This window comes from Clostridium sp. CAG:221, from assembly GCA_000435835.1.
Lineage (GTDB): Bacteria > Bacillota > Clostridia > Clostridiales > Clostridiaceae > Clostridium.
Window position 1 is genome coordinate 1 of record FR883357.1, and the last position, 15,188, is coordinate 15,188.

General features: G+C 28.7%; 17 protein-coding genes and 1 tRNA gene. 3 read left to right on the plus strand and 15 right to left on the minus strand.

Annotated features, from left to right (window positions below; translation table 11 throughout):
* Positions 1 to 115: 115 nt before the first annotated feature.
* From Q5O44_RS00820 to Q5O44_RS00865, 10 genes are all read right to left on the minus strand, one after another.
* Positions 116 to 472, minus strand: a complete 357-nt coding sequence (locus Q5O44_RS00820) for a type II toxin-antitoxin system PemK/MazF family toxin (RefSeq protein ID WP_022166485.1) — start codon at positions 470 to 472, stop codon at positions 116 to 118.
* Positions 473 to 480: 8 nt separating this feature from the next.
* The gene (locus tag Q5O44_RS00825) at positions 481 to 744 is read right to left on the minus strand and encodes a hypothetical protein (protein WP_022166486.1); all 264 of its coding nucleotides are present in this window, start codon (positions 742 to 744) and stop codon (positions 481 to 483) included.
* A 441-nt stretch (positions 745 to 1,185) separates the two neighbouring features.
* Complete coding sequence (locus Q5O44_RS00830) at positions 1,186 to 1,794, minus strand: germination lipoprotein GerS-related protein (RefSeq protein WP_022166487.1); 609 nt, start codon at positions 1,792 to 1,794, stop codon at positions 1,186 to 1,188.
* 69 nt (positions 1,795 to 1,863) lie between these two features.
* The gene (locus tag Q5O44_RS00835; protein WP_022166488.1) at positions 1,864 to 3,354 is read right to left on the minus strand and encodes a bifunctional ADP-dependent NAD(P)H-hydrate dehydratase/NAD(P)H-hydrate epimerase; all 1,491 of its coding nucleotides are present in this window, start codon (positions 3,352 to 3,354) and stop codon (positions 1,864 to 1,866) included.
* 2 nt (positions 3,355 to 3,356) lie between these two features.
* Positions 3,357 to 3,725, minus strand: coding sequence for a holo-ACP synthase (acpS, locus tag Q5O44_RS00840; protein WP_022166489.1), 369 nt, complete (start codon positions 3,723 to 3,725; stop codon positions 3,357 to 3,359).
* Between the two features lie 27 nt (positions 3,726 to 3,752).
* Positions 3,753 to 4,055 (minus strand): DUF6514 family protein, encoded by a 303-nt coding sequence (locus Q5O44_RS00845; RefSeq protein ID WP_022166490.1) that lies wholly within the window; start codon positions 4,053 to 4,055, stop codon positions 3,753 to 3,755.
* Positions 4,056 to 4,435: 380 nt separating this feature from the next.
* Positions 4,436 to 4,798, minus strand: coding sequence for a single-stranded DNA-binding protein (locus Q5O44_RS00850; protein ID WP_022166491.1), 363 nt, complete (start codon positions 4,796 to 4,798; stop codon positions 4,436 to 4,438).
* A 131-nt stretch (positions 4,799 to 4,929) separates the two neighbouring features.
* Complete coding sequence (locus tag Q5O44_RS00855; RefSeq protein WP_022166492.1) at positions 4,930 to 5,784, minus strand: YihY/virulence factor BrkB family protein; 855 nt, start codon at positions 5,782 to 5,784, stop codon at positions 4,930 to 4,932.
* A gap of 65 nt (positions 5,785 to 5,849) precedes the next feature.
* A complete protein-coding gene (locus Q5O44_RS00860) occupies positions 5,850 to 8,141 on the minus strand; it encodes an ATP-dependent DNA helicase (RefSeq protein ID WP_302637056.1) in 2,292 nt (763 codons plus the stop codon).
* Between the two features lie 126 nt (positions 8,142 to 8,267).
* Positions 8,268 to 8,843 (minus strand): DUF1836 domain-containing protein, encoded by a 576-nt coding sequence (locus Q5O44_RS00865; RefSeq protein WP_302637058.1) that lies wholly within the window; start codon positions 8,841 to 8,843, stop codon positions 8,268 to 8,270.
* A 533-nt stretch (positions 8,844 to 9,376) separates the two neighbouring features.
* On the opposite strand from Q5O44_RS00865, the gene Q5O44_RS00870 reads away from it, so the two are divergent.
* Positions 9,377 to 9,625 (plus strand): AbrB/MazE/SpoVT family DNA-binding domain-containing protein, encoded by a 249-nt coding sequence (locus Q5O44_RS00870; protein WP_022166495.1) that lies wholly within the window; start codon positions 9,377 to 9,379, stop codon positions 9,623 to 9,625.
* Between the two features lie 41 nt (positions 9,626 to 9,666).
* On the opposite strand, the gene rsmI is transcribed toward Q5O44_RS00870, so the two are convergent.
* The 4 genes from rsmI to Q5O44_RS00890 form a co-directional block, all read right to left on the minus strand.
* A complete protein-coding gene (gene rsmI / locus Q5O44_RS00875; RefSeq protein WP_022166496.1) occupies positions 9,667 to 10,512 on the minus strand; it encodes a 16S rRNA (cytidine(1402)-2'-O)-methyltransferase in 846 nt (281 codons plus the stop codon).
* A gap of 1 nt (position 10,513) precedes the next feature.
* Complete coding sequence (locus Q5O44_RS00880; RefSeq protein ID WP_022166497.1) at positions 10,514 to 11,257, minus strand: tRNA1(Val) (adenine(37)-N6)-methyltransferase; 744 nt, start codon at positions 11,255 to 11,257, stop codon at positions 10,514 to 10,516.
* Between the two features lie 145 nt (positions 11,258 to 11,402).
* On the minus strand, positions 11,403 to 12,662 hold the full coding sequence (locus tag Q5O44_RS00885) for an NlpC/P60 family protein (protein WP_022166498.1): 1,260 nt from the start codon (positions 12,660 to 12,662) through the stop codon (positions 11,403 to 11,405).
* 179 nt (positions 12,663 to 12,841) lie between these two features.
* Entirely contained in the window at positions 12,842 to 13,132 is a 291-nt protein-coding gene (locus Q5O44_RS00890) for a hypothetical protein (protein WP_022166499.1), read from the minus strand.
* 145 nt (positions 13,133 to 13,277) lie between these two features.
* Between Q5O44_RS00890 and Q5O44_RS00895 the strand changes: the two genes are divergently transcribed.
* Together Q5O44_RS00895 and Q5O44_RS00900 are read left to right on the plus strand one after the other, a co-directional pair.
* A tRNA-Pro gene (locus tag Q5O44_RS00895) sits at positions 13,278 to 13,353 on the plus strand.
* Between the two features lie 52 nt (positions 13,354 to 13,405).
* The gene (locus Q5O44_RS00900; protein WP_022166500.1) at positions 13,406 to 14,047 is read left to right on the plus strand and encodes an HAD family phosphatase; all 642 of its coding nucleotides are present in this window, start codon (positions 13,406 to 13,408) and stop codon (positions 14,045 to 14,047) included.
* Between the two features lie 188 nt (positions 14,048 to 14,235).
* Here Q5O44_RS00900 and Q5O44_RS00905 read toward each other — a convergent pair whose 3' ends face one another.
* The gene (locus Q5O44_RS00905; protein ID WP_022166501.1) at positions 14,236 to 14,982 is read right to left on the minus strand and encodes a peptidylprolyl isomerase; all 747 of its coding nucleotides are present in this window, start codon (positions 14,980 to 14,982) and stop codon (positions 14,236 to 14,238) included.
* Positions 14,983 to 15,188: the final 206 nt, after the last annotated feature.

Sequence of the window (15,188 nt, forward strand, 5' to 3'; positions counted from 1 at the left end):
TGTATATAAGAAATGGCTAATTTATTAGTATTCCCTATGCTAAAAATTTTATACTTTTCTAAACGTTAAAAAAAGCAGAGTTATTATAACTCTGCTTTCTTATTATATTTTACTTCTACTTATCTAAGTTTAAGCTAATTAATAATGCTTTGTCCACTTTTTTCATATCAACATCTGTCATATGTCCAATTTTTTCTTTCAGTCTCTTTTTATCAAGAGTCCTTATTTGTTCTAATAACACTACTGAATCTCTGTTTAATCCATATTCGACTGAAGAAATCTCCACATGAGTTGGAAGTTTAGCCTTATTAATTTGTGAAGTTATTGCTGATACAATAACAGTAGGACTATATTTATTTCCTATGTCATTTTGTATTATAATAACTGGCCTAATTCCACCTTGCTCTGAGCCTATAACTGGACTTAAGTCTGCATAAAAAATATCCCCTCTTTTTACTACCATAGTCGCCATTTAAATTCTCACACTCCGCAAAGCCATTTCTCATATTCGCAAATATCGTCAAATTTATATTGTACATTTCCCTTTGAGAAATCAATAGCCCCTGAAAGTTCTAAATTAATTTGTGACATTTCTTCATATCCCATTCTCATTAATTCAAGAAACTCTCCCTCATATTTCTTCTCATCATATCTTATTAAATTTTCTTTAATATATTTCCTATTTTTTTTATGAAAATTTCCATTTATTTTTATAAAAATTTGATTTTCCAATTTATCTGACATACTTGTCCTCCTAAGAGTACATAATTTTATCCCTTAGAAAATTATATTTCAATTTATGCTAATCTGTAAATAGGAAACGATATTATTTTTAAATTTTTACCTTTTTTGTATATTTTTCAGAAAATATTACTCTTTTTCTAAAATTTTTGTCTAATTAATTCATTATTTCAAAATAAATTACAACAAGATTTATGTACTCCCCTGTGGAAAGTATTATCAATATATAATTCGACTTTTATTACTATAACCTGGCTTATTTTAATTTTATTACCTTAATTATTTTTTCTCTTAATTATGTATGTTTATTAATTGATTTAATATTGTCACTTCTTTTGTAAACTTCTTTTTTAATACTTATTGCTTTTTGTAACAAGGAGGCCAAACTTCATTTGTTTATCTATATAAACTTAAGCCTTATAGTTAATTACTTTATATTCTATATCATAATAAGGTATCATCTATTTTTTCTATCTCTTCAAACTTTTCATAAATTATCTTTAAAACACATTTATCTTGTCTATCATAAACTACAATTCCTATTGGTACTCTATTCTTTTTATCAATAAAGATAGTAGCTTTATTAAAATATATATTATTTAAAAATAATTCCACATCAGCCTTTATATATATAGTATCTCCCCACTCTTCTTGACCCTCAGATATACTTCCTTCTTTTATAGGATATGCTAAAATATTATTAATAAAAGCTAATGGATGTACTATATCCATATCTTGACCTAATTCATATTCATTGTCATTAATAGTATCTTTAACATATATTTTTTCATCTTTATATACCTTCGTTACTTCATCACCAAATTCTACCCTCACCCCCTTATCTGCAGAATACCATTGTTTAGTTTCCTCTGTTTCTTCTCCTTTATCATTTTTCATAACATATTGTACTTTAGCTTCATATGCCTTAATATTCTTTAATCCTTCAATGATGTCTTCATTTGAAGGCATTAAAATACCTCTGAAAAAAATGATAAATAAGATAGATATAAACGGAACTACCAATAATAATATAATAATTATTTTCTTTTTCATCTTTCCTCCCAAATTGCCTGCTTTATTATACTATTATTATGCAACTTGGGTTTTTATTCATAATTTAACTTATAGAGTTCCCATAACAAATGGAATACTTTCTATTAAGTCTCTTGCTATAATAGAATATCTATCTCTGGCAGAGTATTCTGCTGCCAATCCATGAATGTATGCTCCTAATAATGTCGCATCCATATTACTATATCCTTGGGCAACCAGTGCAGTTATTATACCTGTCAATGTATCCCCCATTCCTCCTGAGGCCATCTTACTATTTCCTGTTTTATTAATAAAAACATTTTTTCCATCAGTAATAACTGTATTATATCCTTTTAAAAGAACTATACACTTATACTGCTTTGCAAAAGCCCTAGAACATTCTATCCTGTTTTTCTCTACATATGAAATATCTTTTCCTATTAATCTAGCCATTTCACCTGGATGTGGTGTAAGAATTACCTTATCTTTAACTGAGCATAAGCACTTCTTATTTTTACTTAGTAAGTTTATACCACCAGCATCAATTATTATTGATGAAGGACTATCTATTATTATTTCTTCTAAAATCTTCATAGACTCCTCATCTTCCTTAATTCCTGGACCAAAAGCAACTGCATCTGCCTTACTAAGTAAATATTTAACCTTTTCATTATCTTCAAAAGTAGCTAATATTCCCTCAACTAAGCTTCCACTAAGTAGTTTTCTACCTTCACTAGATGTTATTAATGTGGTAAGTCCTGCACCACTTCGAATACATGATTCAGTAGCTAACCTTGCTGCTCCTAGACACCCTATGCTTCCTGCCACTAAAACTGCCCTGCCATAATTGCCCTTATGACCATAGATTTTTCTCTTTATTAATTTATTTCTATAGCTCTCTCTACTTAATGCATAAATATTCTCATTATTTGCTTGCTTAACATTTTCAGGAATACCTATTTGTATTACTTTAAGATCCCCTAGATACTCTAAAGCACTATACTCTATAAATCCTTTTTTTATTACTTCCACTGTATATGTAATATGTGCCTTCACAGCACTTCCTAAAGGCCTTCCACTATCTGCATCTAGCCCTGACGGAACATCTACAGCTATGATTTTTTTATTGCTATTATTTATAATGTCTATTATTTTAAAGTAAAAATCATTTAGCTTTCTATCTAAGCCAATACCAAAGATTGAATCTATAACTATTGGAAAATCTTCAATTAAGTGCTGTATTTCATCTAATTTGTCTATATCATCTATAATCATCATATTTACCTTAAGACTTTTCAATATATTAAAATTAACCTGAAATTCTTCAGTAGGATTTTTTCTAGGTTTAAGCAAAATAAAAAGTACATCCTTATTATCAAAAATAAGCTTTCTTCCTATAGCTAATCCATCAGCACCATTATTTCCATTACCACAAAATATAATATACCTATTTCCCAATGTCCTTATATTTCTAAATATTTGCTCAGCAGCATTTTCCATAAGTATTATTCCAGGCATATTATATTCATCAATGGTTTGTTTATCTATATTGCTACAATTTTTTTTAGACATTATGTACATATTTATTCCTCCACAATTACAAAAGCTATAGCATTGCTTTTATTATGAGATATAGAAACATTTATGTTTAATGCTCTACCACCAGTTTTCTCTCTAGCTTTTTTAGAAATGTTAACTATAGGTTTTCCTAATTGATCTCTTAATATTTCAAAATCTTGAAGGCTGTAACCTCTAAATCCTGTTCCTAAAGCTTTGCTAAGTGCTTCTTTAGCTGCAAAATTTCCTGCTATTGTTTCTACTCTCATTCCTTTTGCTTTAAAAAGCTCTATTTCCTTTTCAGTAAATGCTTTGTTTAAAAAGCTAGGTGTTCTTTCAATTGCTGCCTTAATCCTATCCATTTCTATTATATCTGTACCAATTCCTATTATCATAAGCTGCCTCTACCTACGCTATCTTCTTTAATTAAAATCACTTACATATTCATCAACATATTCTCCTATTACGTCTATTAAATGTATTGGAGAAACATTATTTTTTGATACTAAATCAAATAATTTTTTAACCTTTTCCTTATTGGTAGAAATGTAATTTACACTATCTCTTTCTATTTTAACCAATTCCCCATCTATAATGTCTTGTCTTTCTACTTCTATACCATATGCTTGTCTACCTTTAAAATCCCCCAAAATCATTCTATAGAAATAATTCATCTTACAATCCTCTTTTTCCACTGTGATATCAAAACATTCTTTTACAACCAAAGTTATCTCCCCCTTAACATAACTTCCATACATCAAAGATAACACATTAATGTATTAAAATGTGTCAAAGATTGTTCTGTAAAGAAATAAATTTTTCTTTTATTTTCTACATTATACTTTATTTTTTACTTTTTTACCCATATTATTATTTAATAATATCTTATTATCATTTCTCATAAAAATAAACGTTGTCGATAATAAGTTCTTTTAGCAGTTAATAGGGCTTTTAGTGTTTTTTTGCAAAAAATAAAGTCTCATAATTATATGCATACACTTAAAGAAAACGTATACCTAGTTATTGCATAAAATATGAGACTTTCACCATTCTTCTGAAATTTTATTGTAATGTGACAACCATTACAGGAAATTTATATAAGACATTATTGTTCATTGCCTATGGCATCAGAACTTTCTTTATCCACTCTCCTATTTCCTACAAACTTGAAGTCCTCCGCAACAACTTCTGCTATGTATTTCTTATTTCCTTCCTTATCCTCATAGCTTCCTGTACGAAGTCTTCCACTTAAACTTATGTAGCTTCCTTTAGTCATATACTTACATATAACTTCTGCTTTTCTTCCCCATATAGTAACTGGAATAAGATCAGCCTTCCTTGTTCCATCTGCAGATTTAAAATTCCTATCAACGGCAATTATAAATCTTGTGAAGCTTTTTTCCCCATTTTCAATTGTTTTTAGTTCAGGGTCCTTAATAAGCTTACCTAATAACACAATTTTATTCATGTATAACACCTCCTGAATACTTTATCTAACATTATAACCACTAATTTCTCTTTTATTCATTAGTAAAAAATCTTTATATAAATATATAAAAAACTTCTCATAATTTGTGAGAAGTTCTTTATACAAATTTCTTATCTAATATCTAACTGGTCTTTTCTTATCCCCAACACTGAGTTTATTTCTCCACCAATTATTATAATTATGGAACTTATATATAGCCATGTCATTAAAACAAAAATTGTTGCTAAACTCCCATATATCCGTGAGTAATTTGCAAAATTGTTGACATAAAACGAAAAGGCTAATGAAACTGTTATCCATCCTAACGTTACAAAAACAGCTCCTGGTATTGCTTCACTCCAATCAGTTCTCTTTGAAGGTGTATATCTATATATTGCAGCAAAGATAATTATCATTACCACTATAACAATAGAGTATCTCAATAAGTTCCATAACTTATGAATAAAATCATTATATGGAATATATCTTAATATATATTTGCTTAAGACATCACCAAATACTAATGTTGCCAAAGTGAGCATAATTGTAAAGGCTAATGCTATAGTACATATTATTGCAATTATACTTCTTCTTATAAAAGATCTATTTTCTTTAATATTATATGCCTTATTAACACCTTTTAAAATTGCCCTAAATGCTGAAGATGCAGACCATATGGTCAATGCAGCAGAAGCCCCTAGTAATCCCCCATGTTGTTTCTCAACAACTTCAATTATTACGGCTGAAGTAAGTTCCACCACATTAGTTGGAAGTACAGTTCTTAATCCATCTAATATTTGCATAGAATCTAAATTGCTATATCCAATTAAAGTCATAACAAATATTAAAAAAGGAAAAAACGATAAAACTAAATAATAAGCTAATTGGGCTCCTAAAGCAAAAATATCATCATTGTTTACTTTAACTATAAAATATACTATAAAGTCAAAAAACGATTTTTTCTTTTTAACTCCTTCTTTCTTCATTACATCACCACTACTTTTTTCTCTTTAATATAGATAATATTTATTATATATTTTAATTGATTATTTTACCATGATTCAACTTTCCAAGCTGGTGGTAGCATATCTTTATACTTTTTACTTAGGTACCTACTATCTACTAATAAAATACTACCTTTATCCTTTTCAGTCCTAATAACTCTTCCTGCACATTGCAAAATTTTATTTATTCCCGGATAAGTATATGCATAATCAAATCCTCTTTCAGCAAAATAATTTGCTATTATATCATTTTCTATAGATATTTTAGGAAAGCCCACTCCTACTATAACAGCTCCAATTAATCTTTTTCCTGGAAGGTCTACCCCTTCTGAAAACATGCCACCTACAACTGCAAATGCCAATACCTTAGAATTCTCCATAAAGCTTGCCAGAAATTCTTCCTTATCTACTTCATTTATATTTTCTTTTTGTATTAATATATCTTCATCACTATATATTTTTTGGTAGATTTCAGCTACTTTTTTTAGATACTCAAAAGACGGTAAGAAAACTATGTGATTACCAGGATTTTTTTCTTTAAATTTATAGATTAGTTCACATAAATTAGGTATATTATTTTCTCTCATGGTATACTTCATATTTAAAGGAGAAATAAATGTTTTTAAGTTTTCTTTCTTAAAAGGTGAATCTAACCTCAACCTATAACTTTTCTCATCTCCACCTAATAAATCTATATAATATTTCATAGGCCATAAAGTGGCTGAAAATAATATTGTTGCATATGAAGAACTTATTATCTCCTTAATATTATCTGATGGATCAATACAAAATATCTTAACTTTTAAATCATTTTTTAATTTCTCTATTATTGTAGTATATTTATCTGAATACAATTCATTTATACTAACAAAGCTTCTACATTTAAAATAAAAGTCCATTACTTCATCATATCCTTCAGTTCCTTTTCCTTTTACCAAATACTCATCAGCTTCCTTTATAAACAATTTCATTACCTTAACGAGTTCTTTATACTGAATATTATGATATATTATCCTTAAGCTGTTTTCTTCAAGCTCCCTTCTTATTTCTATAAGCTCCTTATTTATTAAATTAGATGCTTTATAAAGAGCTGGAACCTTACCTTTTAAAATATTATTTATTTTCATTACATCACTCTTAAATATCTCTGCACTATACATTGCTCTAGCCCTATCAATTAAGTTATGACATTCATCCACCAATATAACATTACTTTTATTATCTTCCTGAAAAATTCTTTTTAATCTTACTCTATTATCAAATGCATAATTATAATCACATATTACTCCATGGCACCATTCTGTCAAATCTAATGACAATTCAAAAGGGCACACTTGATATTTTTCACTATATTTTCTTATTACATCTCTTGATATAATATTTTCATGTCTTAGTATATCTTCAATAGCATTATCTATCTTAGAAAAATAGTCTTTTGCAAATTTACAATCATCTCCATTACATTTCACTTCATCATTTAAACAAGATTTTTCCTTTGCTGTTATGCTTACTACCTTTATCTTTAAACCATTTTTTATTAACATAGCATATGCTTCTTCTGCAACTACTCTCGTAATGGTCTTAGAGGTTAAATAAACTATTCTCTCTCCCATATTGTTTGCTAAGCCCTTTATTGCTGGAAATATTGTTGATATTGTTTTTCCTATACCTGTAGGTGCTTGAGCAAATAGTACTCCATTATTCCTAATTGTATTATAACAAGTTACTGCTAACTCTCTTTGTCCCTTTCGATAAGTTGGAAAAGGAAATTTCATTTCCTCTATACTTTTATTACGTTCTTCCATCAAGGCTATTTTTAAAAGAACAGCCTTCATATATGTCTCCACTAACTCTGAAACAAAAGCTTCTAATTCTATAAGTATAAATTCCTTTTCAAAGCTTTTCACTTCATCTGTATTTAAGTCATAATAGCTTAAACGTATTCTTATCTTTTTTAAATTATTTTCTTTACAATATATATATCCATAAAATTTTCCTTGAGCCCAGTGAAGTTCATTATAATCCTCTTCTATATATATCAAGCTTTTATATGTAGATTTTATTTCTTCTATTATGACATTATTACTTTCCTTTATAATTCCATCAGTACGTCCTTCAATTATCAGTTCAATATTGTCTCTAATGAATCCCCATTGAAGCTTTACTTCTTTTTGATAATCTTCATAAATATTTTCATTATCTTTTTGAAGCTTTCCATGAGCTATAGTTCCTTCCATAGCCCTTCCTATGGACATAAATCTATCATCGAGGCTACCACTCTTTAACACATATTCAACTATGCCTCTTACAGATTCTTTTATCACTATTTTTTGCTCCATAATCTCTGCCTTCCTAAACCTTAAAATAATTACTTATATAATAATATTATATTTTTTAGTAATCTCCTTCTAGTATTTCCTTTTTAAACATAAAAAAAAGACTACTATAAATATATATGTAGTCTTTTATGAATGGTACTCATTTACTATTTTTTGTACTAGCTTCTTTATAGCACTTGCTTGAGCTATTAATGAAATAACCACTACGAAAGTCCTTATGCTATTTTCATCTTTTTCATTTAGGTTAAGGTCTCTTATAATGTTATTTAACTTTTCTTCATCTACAATATCTTCTGCGATACCTTCTCTTATGCTCTGACTTTGTGTCTCTGAAAATATCTTGTAAGCAGTTTCCCAAGATATTATATCATCTGATCTGTCATTAATCTCATTGAAAGCTAAGCTAAATACCTTTTTAATCTCTTCAGTAGTAAGTATTGGTCTCATGTAACTTAATAGTACTAACTGAACTAAATGTATCTTGGTATAGCCTCTCTTCTTACCATCTTCTGGCTTACTTATTACTTCACTTTTTATATAGTTCTGCACTATGTTGTTAGTATACTTATCATCTGTAAACTTATCATTCAAGAAATCAATAACTTGAGACAAAAAAAGATCATACTTAGGTAAATCCTCGTAAGATATCATTGTGTTGTCTGCCATTTGATCCGCTACTTGCTGTATATAATCCATATCCATCTTTTTCACCACGCATCTTCACCTATCTTTCTCTCTATTATTATCTTCATTATATAGTAAATATAAACTTATTACAAGTTTATTTATCTATCTAATAAGTTTTTCCACTCTTTTTAATATTTATATCAATATTTGATTATTATTTCAATTTCCAATTTATTATTGATTTTTTTTTATTTATTATTGATATTTCATTAATAAACTTTTACAATTTATGTATAAACATGTGAAAAACCTGTTTTTACATTATTTTCTTATTTTATAATTTATTTTTTAATAATTTTAAATCATTCATCTAATATATCCATCACTTCAGTATACAAGCCACTTTTGTCTTAAAAAATTTAGCTATTTATTTTGAAAAATAAACTTGACTTTTCAAATATATGGTAGTATAGTTTATTAGTGAGTAAAAAATATCAATTTTTTTCTATAATTTAATATTTTTTATATTAATTATATTGACTTTATATTACATACTTGGTAAGATAAATCTACGAAATGTCGAAACTTGTTTTAGGAGGAATTTATAAATGAAATCAACTGGAGTTGTTAGAAGAGTAGACGAACTAGGAAGAATAGTTATTCCAATAGAATTAAGAAGAACTTTAGATATAGCAGAAAAAGATGCTTTAGAAATATACGTAGACGGAGAACAAATCATATTAAAGAAATATGAACCTGCTTGTATCTTCTGTGGAGATGCTAGAGACGTAGTTAACTACAAAGGTAAAAACATCTGCAAAAACTGCTTAAACGAATTAAAGACAGATAACAAATAATTATACATAAAAAAGCTAGTGAAATTCACTAGCTTTTTACTTTATAAATCTATTGCACTCTTATATACTTCTTTTTTAGGAATGTTTCTCATCTTAGCAACCGTCTTGATTGCTTCTTTCTTATCCATACCTTTATTTATTAAATCCTTAAGATGCTCCTCCACTGTAAGTGCACTAAACTCTTCTTCTAGTTCTGCTTTTATTTCACTTTCGCTTTTTCCAGCTAGAACTAATACAAATTCTCCTCTTGGTTTATTTTCTAGAAAATTATTATATGCATCTTCTAAAGTGCCTCTAAAGATATCTTCATGTAATTTTGTAAGTTCTCTGCATACTGCAATACTTCTATTACCTAAAGAATTCTTTAAAAAGCTTAACGTATCTAATAACCTATGTGGTGACTCATAAAATATTAATGTTTCTTTTTTATCTTTAATTTCCTCAACAAGAACCTTTCTATCTTTAGTTTCCCTTGGTATAAATCCCCTAAAAACAAACCTTGTAGTGTCTAGTCCTGAATATACAAGGGCCGTTGTAAATGCTGTTGCTCCTGGAAGAACCTCAAAATCTATATTGTTTTCAATACATTTACTTACTATTACACTACCTGGATCTGATATTCCTGGAGTACCAGCATCAGTAACTAATGCTATACTTATTCCATCTTCTAATTTACTTATTATTTGTTCACTTTTCCCTTGTTCATTATGCTGATGGTAACTAAAAAGGGGTTTTTTAATTTCAAAGTGATTTAAAAGCTTTAAACTTTGTCTTGTATCTTCTGCTGCAATTTCATCTACACTCTTTAGAACTTCTAAAGCTCTTAAAGTAATGTCCTTTAAGTTCCCAATTGGTGTTGGAACTAAATATAATTTACCTTTACTCATATTATTTCACCCTTCCATATATCTCATCTATTTCTCTACTGAAGTTTCCTTCTTCATCATAAACATATAAAGGCTTTTCCCATTTTAAAAATGCGCCTCCGTCTCTCTGACCTTCCACCAATACAATATTGGGTGCCTTATTTACATTAGGCTGTACCATTTTTACTCTCTTTGGCTCAATATTATATTTTCTCATTAAGCCAAATATATCTGCTAATCTTTCTGGTCTATGTACAATAAACATTCTTCCGTTATCTTTAAGCAACCTTCTAGCTGCAGCAATTACATCTTCTAAATTACAAAGAATTTCATGTCTAGCAATTGCTAACTTATCATTTGGATTTACTATACCGGCATTATTTAACTTATACGGTGGATTTACCGTCAATACATCAAACCTTCCTAACTCCTTCACAAGGTTTTTATCCTTTAAATCAGCACATTTAAATTTAACTATATCTTCTGTTCCGTTAAGTTTTGAACTTCTTCTTGCCATTTCTTCCATTTCTTCTTGAATTTCAATTCCCCAAACTTCCTTGGGATTATATTTTCCATAAAGAAGGAAAGGTACTATCCCTGTACCAGTACACAAGTCTATTGCCCTATGCTTTGATTTAACATTTGCAAAATCTGATAATAACACAGCATCTATACCAAATCTAAAAGCTTTTTCTTTCTGTATAAGCTTAAGACCTTTTAAATCTAAATCATCAATGCTCTCATCCTTATTTATATTTATATCCATAAATTATAGTTCCTCCAAAATTATGTCTATATCTTTTAACTCTTTCTTATGTTATACCTATATAGTATACACAAAAACTACTTTTTAGAAAACTTAATTAAATATAAAAAAGACTAGGAAGCTCTTTCCTAGTCTAGAATACTAATTATAATACTCTTCTTGCACAATAGAATGATGTTATATTACCTACTTTAACACTATCACCTGGTTGTGGTGCATGGATATATTGTCCTCCACCCACATATATACCAACGTGATCCCCTCCATAAGTGAACACTAAATCACCTGGTTGTAATTCATCATATGATACTGGTGTACCAACTCCCATTTGACTATAAGTAGTTCTTGTTATGTTTATACCTGCTGCATTTGCATATACATAGCTTGTAAACCCTGAACAATCAAATGTATCTGGACCTGTTGCTCCATATACATATGGAGTTCCTATAAAATTATATGCATAGCTTACTATAGCATTTCCAGAAGCTGATGATGCAGTTCCTGATGTAATTTCTCCTCTATTTGGAGATGAAATTTGTTGTTGTGCTGCTGCCTTAGCTGCTTCTTCTGCTTCTTCTGCTTCTATTATTTCTTCCAATTTAATTGTTCCGTAGTATATAGAATCTGATATTTCTTGTTTTACTATTTCACTTTTTATTTGATTATCTCTTATGCTTGTTAATTGATCTATAGCAGCTTGTAACTCATTCTTATCATTAGATGTTTCTAATACAGATTGTTGATGAGCTACTAATTTTCTTTCTGATACTGATAAATAGTTCTTTTCAAATTCTTCTTGTTCTGCATTTAATTGCTCAATAGCGATTTCTTGCTCTGCCTTCTTAGCATTTAATTCATCCAGTGCTGCTTCGCTTTCTTCTGTAAGCTTAATTACTTCAGCTTTTCTTTCTTCTAATACAGTTACTTTTTCATTTAAATTTGCTTTCTTTTCTTCTAACTCAGCTATAAGCTCTTTATCAATATTAACTATTCTTGTTGTAGAATCAATTTTACTGATTAAGTCATTAAAGCTTTCTGCACTAAATAAAAGAGTTAAATAGTTAACTTGTCCACCTGACTTGTAAAACTCTCTAATTCTTTTTCCTAAAACTTCTTCACTTTTTTCTATATCTGCTTTAGTTGTTTCTATTTCCTTTTCAGTATTTTCAACTTCTATTTTAATCTCTTCAACTTCAGCCTTATTATTTTCTATCGTTTCCATTAAAGGTTCTATTTCTGCGTCTAATGCGTATACTTGCCCTGTTATTTCATCTATTTTAGCCGTTAATTCATCGTATTTTGCTTGGTTTTCGATCACTTCTTCATTAGGTGTTGCAAAAGCTGGCATTCCAATACTAAATAATAATGTTGCCGTAAGTAGTGCCGATAATACTTTTTTCTTCATCCTTGATTGGTCTTACGACCTTCCCCCTCTCCTTAGCGACTTATTACCATTATATCACTTATGGTAAATTTCTTCAATGGAAATTTTTTATATTTAAGGATTAAAACCACTAAAAATGAATTCCAAATACCGTTTTTCTGTCATTTCCATTTCCTTTTAACCATATATTTACATTGATTTTACTTAATTTTATACTTTCTGCTTATAGATAATTGAATTATTGTTATTATAAAAATTGCAACTATGAATATAATGATTGCTATCCTGCTACTATTCTTAAAAAATATAGATATTGTTCCAATAATAGTACCTATAGCCCCTATTGCTATATTTATAAGCCCATTAATTTTTATGTATTGTTGTTGCTCTTTTGTGGTTTTATTTTCCTTAGTACTCATATATAAAGCAAATAAGCCCATTAAAACAAAACCTATACTTCCAAATAATATTATTATACTTTCAATTCCCATAATATTTCTCCTCCAATTCTTTATACATTATTATTTATTAGCCCTTTTTAAGCAACATATTACACTAATTTTAAATTTTATTCAACATTTTTAAAATTATATGTTGACATTTATAATTTTATGGACTATAATAATAAATGTGCTACGGGGTGTGGCGCAGATGGGAGCGCGCGTGGTTTGGGACCATGAGGTCGCAGGTTCGATCCCTGTCACCCCGACCAAGATAGGTTACAACCTATCTTTTTTTTTGCATTTTTATAAAGGAGATTTAATATGGATACAATAAAAGCTGCAATATTTGATTTAGATGGTACACTTGTAGATTCTATGTGGGTATGGGAAAAGATAGATATAGAATTCTTAGGAAAAAGAGGACATGCTGTTCCTGAAAATTTAAAGGATAGTATAACTCATTTAAGTTTTAAACAAGTAGCTGAATATTTTAAAACAACTTTTTCTATTGATGATTCTGTGGAAGCTATAATGGATGAATGGCATGAGATGGCATATAATGAGTATTCTAATAATGTCTTTCTTAAGGAAGGTGCTAAGGAATATTTACATAATCTAAAAAAAGCTGGCATAAAAATAGCTTTAGCTACAAGTAATTCAAAACCGTTATTAGAAGCTACATTAAAAAGCAATGGAATTTATGAATTATTTGATTCTATTACAGTTACAGATGAAGTAAAGAAGGGTAAAGATAATCCAGACATATATCTACTAGCTGCTGAAAAGCTTAATGTTGATCCTGCAGACTGTATGGTATACGAAGATATTATAGCAGCTGTAGGTGGAGCAAAACTAGCTGGTATGAATGTTACTGCTGTTTATGATAAAGCATCAGAAAAAGATTTAAATATATTAAAAGAAAAAGCTGACAAATACATATATAGCTATAAAGAACTATTATAAAAAAGAGTGCCTTGAAAGGCACTCTTTTTTAATGATGAATTATGAATTACGAATTATGAATTAAGGATGAAATTCTTACAGAATTTCTGAAAATTATATTTTTACTAAATTCCGTTGAGGAATTTATTCCACAATTCATCATTCATCACTCATCATTCATCATTAAGTAAGTTCATAATTAACATTAACTAAGCTCTTTTAACTTCGTATTTAGCTTCTAATTCTTTCATTAATTGAGCATATTTGTTTTGTTGAGCTTGTTGCATTAAGTTTCCTATTATTTGTTCTTTAACATCTTCAAATTTAGCTACTGAAGCTTCATTCTTAGCTTCTGTTTTTATTAAGTGATATCCGAATTGAGTCTTAACTGGTTCACTTACAGTGTTTAATTCTAAAGCAAATGCTGCATCTTCAAATTCTGGAACCATCATTCCTCTACCGAATTCTCCAAGATCTCCACCTTGTTGTCCTGATGGGCAAGTTGAGAATTGTCCAGCAGCTTCTTCAAATGACATTTCCCCATTTGAAATCTTTTCTTTTATTTCTTTTGCTTTTTCTTCTGAATCTACTAATATGTGTTTTGAAGAAACTGTTTCTGGTGTTTTGAATTCTTCTGCATGTTCATTATAGAAAGTTTCAGCATCAGCATCTGTTACAGTAACATCTGATAATACTTTATTGATTGTCATTTGAGTTAATAAATCTCTTTCCATTTGTTCCAATGCTGATTTATATTCTTCAGTCTTATCTAATTCCATTTCAGTTCCTAATTTATTCATTAATTCAAAAGAAACTAATTGCTCTAATAATTGTTTTCTACCCATTTCTGAATCAAAATATGCTCTTTTATCTTGAGGATATCTTGATATTATTGCTTCTAAATCTCTTTCTGTGATTTCTCTTCCTGCTATAGTTACTAAAACTTTATTATCCATTCTTTTTCTCCTTTTCAACCTAATATGGTATAGTTTTCATTATTATATCATACTTTTTTTCTTTTTTTGATAAAAAATGTATTTTATCTTATTTTTTCTATGAATTTATTGTTAACATAAAATAGTAATATATTACTATTTAATATAAAAAAAGCACTAACATAAGTTAGTGCTTTTACCTGGTGGCTCGACCAGGAATCGAACCA

Excerpts from the sequence above, each read along its gene's own strand:
- Q5O44_RS00835 (WP_022166488.1), bottom strand. The coding sequence starts at position 3,354 with ATGTACATAATGTCTAAAAAAAATTGTAGCAATATAGATAAACAAACC.
- rsmI (WP_022166496.1), bottom strand. The coding sequence starts at position 10,512 with ATGAGTAAAGGTAAATTATATTTAGTTCCAACACCAATTGGGAACTTA.
- Q5O44_RS00860 (WP_302637056.1), bottom strand. The coding sequence starts at position 8,141 with ATGGAGCAAAAAATAGTGATAAAAGAATCTGTAAGAGGCATAGTTGAA.
- Q5O44_RS00870 (WP_022166495.1), top strand. The coding sequence starts at position 9,377 with ATGAAATCAACTGGAGTTGTTAGAAGAGTAGACGAACTAGGAAGAATA.
- Q5O44_RS00890 (WP_022166499.1), bottom strand. The coding sequence starts at position 13,132 with ATGGGAATTGAAAGTATAATAATATTATTTGGAAGTATAGGTTTTGTT.
- Q5O44_RS00900 (WP_022166500.1), top strand. The coding sequence starts at position 13,406 with ATGGATACAATAAAAGCTGCAATATTTGATTTAGATGGTACACTTGTA.
- Q5O44_RS00855 (WP_022166492.1), bottom strand. The coding sequence starts at position 5,784 with ATGAAGAAAGAAGGAGTTAAAAAGAAAAAATCGTTTTTTGACTTTATA.
- Q5O44_RS00885 (WP_022166498.1), bottom strand. The coding sequence starts at position 12,662 with ATGAAGAAAAAAGTATTATCGGCACTACTTACGGCAACATTATTATTT.
- Q5O44_RS00830 (WP_022166487.1), bottom strand. The coding sequence starts at position 1,794 with ATGAAAAAGAAAATAATTATTATATTATTATTGGTAGTTCCGTTTATA.
- Q5O44_RS00820 (WP_022166485.1), bottom strand. The coding sequence starts at position 472 with ATGGCGACTATGGTAGTAAAAAGAGGGGATATTTTTTATGCAGACTTA.
- Q5O44_RS00880 (WP_022166497.1), bottom strand. The coding sequence starts at position 11,257 with ATGGATATAAATATAAATAAGGATGAGAGCATTGATGATTTAGATTTA.
- Q5O44_RS00905 (WP_022166501.1), bottom strand. The coding sequence starts at position 14,982 with ATGGATAATAAAGTTTTAGTAACTATAGCAGGAAGAGAAATCACAGAA.
- Q5O44_RS00865 (WP_302637058.1), bottom strand. The coding sequence starts at position 8,843 with ATGGATATGGATTATATACAGCAAGTAGCGGATCAAATGGCAGACAAC.
- acpS (WP_022166489.1), bottom strand. The coding sequence starts at position 3,725 with ATGATAATAGGAATTGGTACAGATATAATAGAAATGGATAGGATTAAG.
- Q5O44_RS00850 (WP_022166491.1), bottom strand. The coding sequence starts at position 4,798 with ATGAATAAAATTGTGTTATTAGGTAAGCTTATTAAGGACCCTGAACTA.
- Q5O44_RS00825 (WP_022166486.1), bottom strand. The coding sequence starts at position 744 with ATGTCAGATAAATTGGAAAATCAAATTTTTATAAAAATAAATGGAAAT.